The sequence below is a fragment of the Candidatus Angelobacter sp. genome, assembly GCA_035607015.1.
Classification (GTDB): domain Bacteria; phylum Verrucomicrobiota; class Verrucomicrobiia; order Limisphaerales; family AV2; genus AV2.
The window spans coordinates 1-10,018 of record DATNDF010000257.1; the positions used below are offsets into that span (position 1 = coordinate 1).

Annotated in this window: 11 protein-coding genes; 5 read left to right on the forward strand and 6 right to left on the reverse strand. The window is 58.1% G+C overall.

From position 1 onward, the window contains the following. From VN887_10350 to VN887_10365, 4 genes are all read right to left on the reverse strand, one after another. Positions 1 to 578 (reverse strand): hypothetical protein (locus VN887_10350; GenBank protein ID HXT40412.1); only part of this gene is annotated, 578 nt, incomplete at its 3' end. A gap of 54 nt (positions 579 to 632) precedes the next feature. Next, positions 633 to 1,112 (reverse strand): hypothetical protein, encoded by a 480-nt coding sequence (locus VN887_10355; GenBank protein ID HXT40413.1) that lies wholly within the window; start codon positions 1,110 to 1,112, stop codon positions 633 to 635. Positions 1,113 to 1,308: 196 nt separating this feature from the next. Continuing rightward, positions 1,309 to 2,292, reverse strand: a complete 984-nt coding sequence (locus tag VN887_10360) for a S1/P1 nuclease (protein HXT40414.1) — start codon at positions 2,290 to 2,292, stop codon at positions 1,309 to 1,311. Between the two features lie 117 nt (positions 2,293 to 2,409). Next, on the reverse strand, positions 2,410 to 3,966 hold the full coding sequence (locus VN887_10365; GenBank protein ID HXT40415.1) for a hypothetical protein: 1,557 nt from the start codon (positions 3,964 to 3,966) through the stop codon (positions 2,410 to 2,412). A 280-nt stretch (positions 3,967 to 4,246) separates the two neighbouring features. Between VN887_10365 and VN887_10370 the strand changes: the two genes are divergently transcribed. The 5 genes from VN887_10370 (at position 4,247) to VN887_10390 (ending at position 7,949) form a co-directional block, all read left to right on the forward strand. Next, positions 4,247 to 4,621, forward strand: coding sequence for a hypothetical protein (locus VN887_10370; protein HXT40416.1), 375 nt, complete (start codon positions 4,247 to 4,249; stop codon positions 4,619 to 4,621). A 24-nt stretch (positions 4,622 to 4,645) separates the two neighbouring features. Then, entirely contained in the window at positions 4,646 to 5,161 is a 516-nt protein-coding gene (locus tag VN887_10375; protein HXT40417.1) for a tetratricopeptide repeat protein, read from the forward strand. A gap of 425 nt (positions 5,162 to 5,586) precedes the next feature. After that, positions 5,587 to 6,498, forward strand: a complete 912-nt coding sequence (locus VN887_10380; GenBank protein ID HXT40418.1) for a hypothetical protein — start codon at positions 5,587 to 5,589, stop codon at positions 6,496 to 6,498. A gap of 18 nt (positions 6,499 to 6,516) precedes the next feature. Beyond that, positions 6,517 to 6,861, forward strand: coding sequence for a hypothetical protein (locus VN887_10385; protein ID HXT40419.1), 345 nt, complete (start codon positions 6,517 to 6,519; stop codon positions 6,859 to 6,861). 629 nt (positions 6,862 to 7,490) lie between these two features. Then, positions 7,491 to 7,949 (forward strand): ATP-binding protein, encoded by a 459-nt coding sequence (locus tag VN887_10390; GenBank protein ID HXT40420.1) that lies wholly within the window; start codon positions 7,491 to 7,493, stop codon positions 7,947 to 7,949. Between the two features lie 427 nt (positions 7,950 to 8,376). Here VN887_10390 and VN887_10395 read toward each other — a convergent pair whose 3' ends face one another. Both VN887_10395 and ald read right to left on the reverse strand, forming a co-directional pair. Beyond that, complete coding sequence (locus VN887_10395) at positions 8,377 to 8,814, reverse strand: hypothetical protein (protein HXT40421.1); 438 nt, start codon at positions 8,812 to 8,814, stop codon at positions 8,377 to 8,379. Positions 8,815 to 8,897: 83 nt separating this feature from the next. Beyond that, on the reverse strand, positions 8,898 to 10,018 hold a 1,121-nt coding region (ald, locus tag VN887_10400; GenBank protein ID HXT40422.1), incomplete at its 5' end, for an alanine dehydrogenase.

Sequence of the window (10,018 nt, forward strand, 5' to 3'; positions counted from 1 at the left end):
TCGTTGTCGTCGGTCGCCGCCTGCAGCAGGACCACATTCAAGGTCACATCCTTCGGAATTTGAACAGTGGCCTTGTCGTCCAGGAATTCCTGAAGCGCCGAGCAGATCACCTTGCAGCCAAAACTGTGACCGAGCCAATGAATTCGCAACGGCGGTGAATCGGCGGCCCTGTCCTTGAGGGCCAGTCTGAGAACGCTGTAAACTCCGTGCTCACCGACGGTATCTGCCCGCTTCTCCATCGTGTAAAAGGAGAGGGCCTGACCGAAGTTGGCGATGGAATTCTCGTCTTCGCTCAACATGGACGGCCAGTGAATCCCGATGCCCAGGGACGAGGCCGGGAGATTGGACAGGACCGGTGGCGCGTTCGACGCCAATGTTCCCACCATGCGCGCGAACTCGATGGAAAACCGGTTGTAATCCTCCATCGCCCGGGTGGCATTGGTCCACCAGCCATGCGAATAAATGAACACGTCGCTGAAATCAAACGGGCGGTTCATCGCCTGCGACAGAATCGAGTTGATCTTGTCATCCAGGATGACGCCGTTTTCATTGATGGGAACGGTCAGAAAGTGTGACATGGTTGCCTCGTGTTGCTCTGGAGATGTTGTTGCGTAAAACCGTTTGACGACTGATTACTGGGCCGTCGGCGCGATCGCGACGTCGCCTTTGACGACCGGACCGGTGCCGTAGGCCACCCGCTTTCCATTGCGGTCGAAGATGAGGAAACTGATCACATCCGGGGTCTCCTTCTCGTTCACCCGCTTATTGTCGGCCAACATCAGCCAGTAGCGGCACCCGAATGCTTTCACGTCGGCCCTGATCGAGCAGCGGCCGGTGGCGTAGGCGGTGGGGGTGTGCTTGCCCGTGGTGTCCAGTTGCTCGACCGTGGTGGCGATAAAGACGCCCCTGGCCGAGTCCGAGAGATCCACGCTGATGGTGAGGGCGCCGGCCGGGTAGGCGTCGACCGCGGGATTGAATTTGAGTGTGCCTTTAACGGTGAATTGTCCCGCGTGAAGGGCATCCTTGCGGCGGCGAATGACAACGGTCGCCCCTTCCCTGACGTTGACGAGGGTTGGGTTTGACGTGTGGAGGTTGGGAATTTGAATGCTCATCTATTGTTCCGGTCGGTTTATTGTTTGAGGTTGACGGTCTTAACATCGCTGCCCGCGCCTTCGGAGACTTGGCTCGTCGGTTTCCGGGTAAATCGGTGCATCGACGGCAAAGTGGATGTTCCCGGGTGACTGCCGGTGGTTCGCCAGTCGGGGATTTCGGCCTGATACCTGGACCACCGCAATGAAGAATGCCCGATCATGGCCAGATGGTCTGCAACAGTTGAGCCAGGCGAAATCCTGCCGTGGTAAGCCGCTCATCCACGGTGTCGCGGGCAAAATTGGTGTAGCCGGACGGAGCGGTAACTTTCCATTGGAGGTGGGTGCCGAAGAGATCGGTAACCGTCGCCGGCTTTGCTATCTTGAACCCTTTGTGGGCTTTGACTGCAATCGGAAGAATTTCATCCGCCCATTGCTTCGGCCAGGTCTCCACGCTTCCCGGCGTCTGCGGAACAATGGGATTATTCTGCAAAATCCGGTCCGCGTAATCCTGAGTCGACTTCGCGCCGGCCTTTTTCATGGCGCGCTGGACCGCGTTGTCGTCCCAGTACACATGGAGCAGTGTGCCGCCCAGCTTGAGAAAGTTGCCTCCCTGATCCTCATGCACGCCGGTCGTCACCACATTCGGATTCACGAACCGGGGTTTGTCGTTGAGATAGGCCGCGCCCACGTGCAACGGCTGGTGGATGTCGCCGACAAAATGCGTCAGAAGCAATAGCGCGATCCTTTGATTGAACCCGTGAGGATTCGTGGCCGGTGTGTCGTTGCCTTTGAGGACGTTGATGCACTGCGTTGAGATTTGCACGATGTCGACCGGCGAAGTCCCGACCCTGCCGAGCTGGTATTGCAGTTCCTGAATCGGAACGTCGGTGTAGTGATAGTTATGATGATCGTGGTTGGCCGCGACAAAGTCCTTCATCTCCTGGGTCAGCGGCCCCTGCGAACCCTTCGCCCGGTCCGCCCAGGTGGCGGCGTCGAGCAGCGACATGCCCTGAAGCAGATTGTTAACCTTGGTTTCCGCGTGCGTGCCCTGGAGGAGATCGGCGGCGATTGCGCCCACCGTCTCGTGGCCGTCCTTTCCATAACCCAACGCCGCGGCCGCAAGACCAAGCGTGGCCAGTGCGATGAAACCGGCGAGGGTGCTGCGTCGTAAGTTGCCGAATGATCGATTGCTCTCTTTCATTGGATGCTCTCCTTGGTTCGGTGGTTGATTGCTGGTTACTTCCGAGAAACGCGGCGAAGACGCCCGTTGCCGGTCACACGGCGGCGGTTGCATCTGGATACGGGCATACGTTTACGTTCAGCGGGGTTTGATCCGCCAGAACTGGTCTTTCCAAAACTCCACTTCGCTGAATTCGGCGTGCTTCTGCGGGTTGTCGGCCGGCAGCTCGCTTCGGGGACCGACATCAAAGGCCTTGATCTGAATCCGGCTCGCCACCGATTGAGGAATGAGCGCCGTCGTGGCGATGACGTTGTCCCATTTGCCCAGAGTCCGTTCCGGAATCGTGCGTGGCGTGGACAAATAATTATCGATCCACTCCAGCAGACTTCCCCGCGGTGGAATGTCGAGCAGCGACCACTGCGCTTCACGCGCCTCGGCCACCGGATGCAGCGTGAGATTGTAGAACCGCGTGCTGTTGGACTGGCTCAGGTACGGAACGACCGATCTCTCAAAATCGCTGACGCTGCAGGCCGCGCCCATATACACGAGGTTTACGAAGGGCAGTCGGGGGTGGGAGCGAATGATCTCGTTGGCGACGATGGCCCCCATGCTGTGGCCGATCAGGGTGATTTCGTAGTGGTTCGCGGAGTCTGCGGCGATCAGATCCTCCAGGCGCTGCATCAGCCGCGACACCGCTCCATGGGGCGCCCGGCCGACACGGCTAAGCGCGTCTCCCAATTCGGTTTTCCGGGCCGGCCGGTCGAAGTCGCCCGGATTGCGGAACATCGTCTGGGTCCGTCTCGACATGTTGTCCCACGCGCTTTTCCCCAGCGCGTCTATGACCGGGCCGACCGCCAGCTTGAGGGGCAGCGTCAGGAAATAGGCGGTCCCATAACCAAACCGGTCGAGATCGCTCCGCCTGTCCTTTCCCGGCCACAATCCCAACCCGGTTTCTCCCGCTTGATCAGGAACTGCATCGTCCGCAAGTTTGGGCAGGAACAGCGCCTTGCGCACGAATCCGGGGGTTTCATAGCGAGCCGCGGTCGTGGCGTCGCTGGTCAGTTGATAATACCAGACCACCGGCGCGCGCACGATTGCCCGACCAAGATCGGCGGCCAGGTAGAGCGGCGAAGTCAAAGGTCCCCACACGCGCTGCACTTCCCCCTGGCGCACCAGCGTCAGATGCTCCCAATAACTGGACCACAACCCTGAGTTCCAGTTGATGAACAACGGATAGTACTCGTCGGCTGAGATCCGCGGTACCAGTTCGTTGGCCTTCGCCAGGCTGTTATTGACGCTGTTCATTCCTCCATGGATGAAGATCAGGATTCGCTTCGTCCCGTCGCGCGTAATGCAATTCCGGCAGATCGCTATGGCGTTGGTGATCGTATTGAGATGCGCTTCGAATTCCTGTTCATCCTCCTTCTGCCGGACCCGTTCGCCCTCGGGCGCCAGGGCCATGCCCGAGCGGTTGATCAGAATCACGTTTTGTTGAGGAGCGTGAGCGCTAGCGCAACCCGACAAATAAAAAAGCAAGGCGAGCCACAACAGGCCGGCAACCTTCTGGCCAAACCGGGAGCAGTGCCGCGTCTCGCGCTCATCCTGACCCGCGTTATCGCTCGTTGTGGAGCCGCGGGGTTGGCTGGCGCAGGAACCGACGAAGAGTCCGCAGGCAGCGGGAGTAGGAGTTCTCATGTTCAGCGGCTCGGATGCAGCCGGGAACAACTCTGCAAGACGGGCTAGGTTGTCACTCTAGCTCCGATTCTTTCGGAACGTCTATACCACGTTTTAGGGATGGGGCTGTGGAGCGGGTTATGCTGCGATCCCGTGTGAGGAAATTCGTAACCTGCTCTTGTCGGTCTTGACTTGTGCGAGGGAGAAAATAGCCTTTGGACCGGAAATGCGAGTGCCATCTCGGATGGAAGAGGAGAAGTTCTAAGCCGTAATGTGTTTGCGGGGAGTTTCCCACCGGAACATGAGCGAACAACAGAAAGCCGCGGAACTCCTCGCGGAGGCCCGGCAATATGCGGACATGGCCATAAGCGCCTTTTTCCAGCCTGAGGAACTGGATGCGGAGGCAATCGAAGAATTGCGCAGCAATTTGCAGGCATGGTTTCTGTTCCCAAATATCGCGCCGGAGGAGCGGGCTTTGCTGGCGCGGCTGGGTCATGCCCGCGCCCGGTTAAGAGAGGCACAATCTGGCGTCAAGGCAGAACCGAATGCGGAGCGGGAGAAGGACTTGAAGAAAAAGTGGGAGGCGTTAAAAGAGAACCTTCTCTATTCCGGTGTGATGGATTCGTTGACACCGTTGCAGCGTGAAATTGTGCAGCGGGGCTTTGTATGCGTATAAACGATAAGCTGGCTTAGAAGAACGATGCCTGAGCTCGAACCACCCGACAGTTTTCATTTGAAGGCGGCCCTCGGCTGGCTGGAACTGGGCGACCATCTGGCTGCGGATGGTGAACTGGAGAAGATCGCTCCACAGCTTCGCGCGCGTCCCGACGTTCTGGCAGTCCGCTGGCAGATTTATGCCCGCGCGAAGAAGTGGGGAATCTGTGTGGACATGGCCGCAGCGATCATCAAGCTCGAACCTCGGCAAGCGGACGGCTGGATTCACCGGTCCTTCGCCCTTCACAAACTCAAACGCACCCAGGAGGCGTTCGACGCGCTTCTCACCGCAGCCGAACAGTTCAAAAGTAATTGGACGATCCCGTACAACCTCGCCTGCTACTGCGCCCAACTGGGGCGGCTGGACGAGTGTCAGGACTGGTTCCGGGAAGCAATGACCATTGACGAGCACGCCGTCAGGCAAGCGGCGATTGAAGACCCCGATCTAAAACCGTTGTGGGACAGCATGTGTGGCACGCTCTGGAAAAGACGCTCCGGGTAATCAATTCCGGTGTCCCGTTGGTTCCTTGCGACGTAGGGTTTGCTGTACGCAAAACGGGTTTTCCCATTCGCCGTGTATTGGGAGGCCAGAGCCGCATCGTCGATCACGAGCAGATTCTCGGCGTTGTGTTGCGCCTGTCATGGACCTGCGGGATTGCGCGTCGGTTCGTTGATTCAATGCTTTGGTTGTCGTTCCGGAAAAGCATAAGCCGCGCCGCAGCACCATACCACGAACGAGGTATGTTCAAATCGGCTGCGGAATGGTAAAAGGGAAGGAGAACTTCTGCGCACACACTTAAATGCCCGGCTCCTTATGGATAGTATCTTAAACGCCGTCTGCGACCTTGCTGAAATCATCGCCGGCATCTCCGCAACTATCGGCTCCAGTTGGAAATCCTTCCAAACGAGACTCCATCTTTAATCGCCATGAGTTATCAAACGAAATCAATTGCGACCCGCTGGGTGACAGCCCTCCTCGCAGCGGCAGCCCTCGTCCTGACTGGCTGCAAAACAGTTCCGGCGGATACCCTCACGTCTTTCACCAGCGGAATCACCAGCGCGCGAACGCAATCGCAGGAAGCGTTCAACGCGGTTAATGAACTGGTCGCTGACGCGTCCTTGGACTACGCGGCCAGTCAGACAAATCTGGTTGAGTCCAGCTTTACTGCCGGGCTGGATGAAGAAAGCCTCGCGGCCTGGGATCAGGTACTTGAAAAGCTGGAAAAATACGCCCAGCACCTCCAGTTGCTCACCTCTCCGGACCTGGCCAAATCATTCGACGACGAGGCGGTGAACCTGAGCGCCGAACTGAACAACTTTGGCCAGCATTTACAGGGAAGTGGTCTTATCAACAAATCGCCTCAGATCAGCCCGGCTATCGCCACTGGTTTTACCAAGCTGGGGGAACTCATCGTTCGCCTGCGCGCTCAGACACGCGCCCGCAAGGTGCTGGTCGCAACCGATGCCGAGATCGGCCGCATCTTTCGAACCATGGCCGATAGCGTGGGCACGTCCCGTACCAATGAGATTCGCGGCACGGTTACGGCACACTGGACCCAGTTCCTGGCCGAGAAAAAGGTAGCTTTTCGAAACCAGCCCGACCTGGCGGGCAAACGCCAGATTGCGGCGGACTTCCTGCAGTTACTGGAACGGCGGGTTGCTCAGGACCTGGTCTTGCTGTCACTGCGCCGCTCTCTTTTGCAACTTGCAGAGCTGCATCACGCCCTTGCCCAGGGTGAACGGTGGACCGCACAATCGGCTGCTGCCGCCATCGCTGATGAGATTAAACGTACTCGCGACCTCAACGATCGCTTCAAAGACAAACTCAAGAACCAGTAAAACTCCGGCGCATTTCTTATGAACCAGGATCTACACCAACTTCATGATTTGCTCATCGCGCAACATCAGGCCCTTTTCGCCAAGCTGGACGAGGCAGGTGACGCCGACGAAGGCAAAGCGATCCTCACCGAAATGCAGGAAATCCTGCACCGGATAGACGTCCTGCAGAACTTGCTTTTCCGCAAAACGACGACCGCCCTCACGAACAACCTCCAGAAAGTGGACGACGCGGACACAGAACTCACCAACACCCTCAAATCTGCCGCGACCGCTACCGATATCATCAAAGGCGTCGGCAAGTTTCTGACGGTAGTAGATAAGGCAATCGACTTGGCGAAGACATTGGCCCCGCTGGCTGTCTGAGTCTTAAAGCACAAGTTTTGACCCTTCCAGCTTCACGTCAGGTTTAGGCCATACACGACTTAAGCAGCGACGATAGGGGCCAGTTTAGGCACCTGTGGGACCGCAACCGAGGAACCGACAAATTCGCTCCCGAAGCTGCGGAGTGGGGCGATACCGATTCGTTTCCCAGCCCCACAAGGTTTTGACACTTATCCGTAACTCTTTGGCCATCTGCTTGCGCGGTTTCTTCAATTCCATGCGGCGTTTTGCGATTTGCTGACCGATGTGGTCGGAAGGTTCGGATGATAAAAAGTCAACGCCTGGGGTTTCGTTGCCTTTGGGTCTGCCGAGGGCTGGGTTGGTGAATGGGTCGTAGCCCAGATACTCGACAAGCGCAGGCTGGTGAGGCCAAGTTGGGTAAACTTTGTCGCATTCCCAGCGACTGAGAGTCACCATGCTAACACTCAGTTTTCGAGCTGCTTGCGATTGGTGCAATTTCAGCTGAACTCGGCGGCGACGGAGATGGCCGCCGATCGTCGTTGGCTCCTTTGGAACGGGGATGCCCCGATTGTGAGAGGGCAGGTGCTTGTCTCGCGAGACGCTAATGACCCTTTCGCAACAAGGCAACGCCGCGCACACCGGATGGAAAAATGCCGGGTGAGTCGCGCTGTTCGCCGCGTGAAATTCAGAACTATCTCAACCGCGTTTCCGGTCCGCTCCTCGACCGTATAGACATTCATGTCGAGGTGCCGGCGGTGAAGTTTCGCGACATCAGTGCGGAACGGACCGGTGAAACTTCCGCGCAGATTCGGGAACGCGTCGTGGCCGCGCGACGACGGCAGCAGGAGCGGTTCAAAGGCAAATCCCGCATCACCTGCAACGCGCGGATGGGCAGCAAAGAACTCAAAGCTCATTGCGCGCTTGATGAGTCCACGATGGAGTTGCTGAAGATGGCAATGAATGAATTGAAGCTCAGCGCGCGCGCCTATGACCGGATATTGAAAGTGGCGCGAACGATTGCGGACCTTGGCGGAACAGAGCGAATCGCGGCCGAGCACATCTCCGAGGCGATTCAGTATCGCTCGCTCGACCGGCAGTTGTGGGCATAAAACAGCCCAAACTAATCATGGACAAAATCGGTCGAACGGCGCGCGAGCGTATCCTGGATATGCCGAAGTTAGCGAGGGAAGGACGGTACTCAAATCCAAGACGCTGTTTCATCGAATAACAAAAGGCCCGGATTATGGGAATGATACCTTGTCGGTGTGGAAACGTAATCAGCACTGTGACCGGTCCGTGCCCCGATGGACACCGGCTGGTCTCGGAGAGGAGAATCGAAGACCTCAGGGAGAAGGGTTTGTCGGGGGATGATGTCCTGAGTGAGATCTTCCTTCACACATCGTCCGTGTACAAATGCCCGGAAGGTGAGCGGCTGCTGGTGTTTTGGGACCGGCACAAAAATGAATTCCGGTATTATCGACCTGATCCCTGAAGACAGCCTCAGCCAAACGGAAGCCGATGTTGCCCGATTAACAGCTAGCTTTGTTTACTGTCCTTCGAGTTCTTCTGGTCCTTTTTATCGCCGTCCTTCTTCTGATTGTCTTTCTTTTGAATGACCAGTGTCTCGACAGGAACGGTTGTTACGGTCGCCTGTGGCTTGGCCGCGGTGGGAACAGACCTGGCCGAAGTGTCCGAGATTTTGATGTACGGGAAGTTTTTGTGGTCCTTGTCGGCAAGATAATAGAATTCGGCGTTGTCCGGCAGGTCTTTGAATTTGACCGGCTTGTCCTGCGGCTCGGTTGGCTTGGCCACTTGATTGGTGGATTGGGGACGTTGCGGGTTGCTTCGGCGACGGTATTGCGCGTAACGATAGTGCCACGCGGCCTGTGCCGTTTCCATCAGCACGCCCGCGATGGCCAGCAACATGATCATGCCCAGAATCTGGCGGTTCTTCATGCGTGTAATATCGCTCATTCGTTGCCGTTCTTCAAATCGTCGTGAGGTCGTCAGACACCGCGCACGGTCAGGGGGCCAACGCCGCGGTCTGACCGCGATGATCATCCGAACCCCGGCGGTGAACAGGGCAGGCTGTGCGCTTCGGCCACGGCTTTACAGGTGATTTTCCCGTTCATCACGTTGATGCCGCCAACCAATGCGGGCTGGAGCCGGCAGGCTTCAGCCAGTCCGTGATCAGCCAGCAGTTCGATGTAGCGATACGTCACGTTGGTCAATGCCTGCGTGGCGGTTCGCGCGTAGGCCGCCGGCATGTTCGCGACGCAGTAGTGGATGACACCTTCCTCGACAAACACCGGATCGTGGTGCGTTGTTGGACGCGACGTTTCTGCGCAACCACCCTGGTCAACGGCAATGTCCACCAGCACGCTCCCGGGCCGCATCGGGCGTAGCATTTGGCGGCTGATCAGTTTGGGCGCCCGGGCGCCCGGCACCAGCACCGCCCCGATGAGCAGGTCCACGTCAGGGAGCAATTCCATCAAATGCGCTTCGTTCGAGTAAAGGGTGTGCGCCGTGTGCAGCGTGATGTCGAGAAAACGCATCCGCTCCAGATCCACCTCGAGGATCGTCACGTCCGCGCCGAGTCCCTGTGCCATGCGCGCGGCGTTGATGCCGGCCGCGCCGCCGCCCAGCACCACCACTTTTCCCGGCAACACGCCGGGCACGCCGCCGAGCAAAACGCCGCTGCCGCCAAAATGCTTCGCCAGAAAATATCCACCCACAAGAATGGACATGCGCCCTGCGATTTCGCTCATCGGCTCCAGCAGCGGCAGCCGGCGGTTGACCTCGATGGTTTCGTAAGCCAGTCCGACGGCGCCCGATTTCAGCAGCGTCTCGGTGAGAGGACGGCTGGCCGCCAGATGCAGATAAGTGAACAACATCAGGCCCGGCCGAAGGAGTGAATGCTCGGCCGGCTGCGGTTCCTTCACTTTTACGACCAGGTCCGCCTGCTCGAACACCGCCGAATGACTGTCCGTGAGTTTTGCGCCGGCGTGCTCATAATCCGCGTCCGGGTAACCGGAGCCGGCGCCCGCGCCGCGCTCGACAATCACTTGATGCCCGCGCTTGATGAGTTGATAAGCGGCCGACGGCAGGAGCGCGACACGATATTCCTGGTCCTTGATTTCCCGGGGGACTCCGATGGTCATGGCGAAGGTTTCATAGT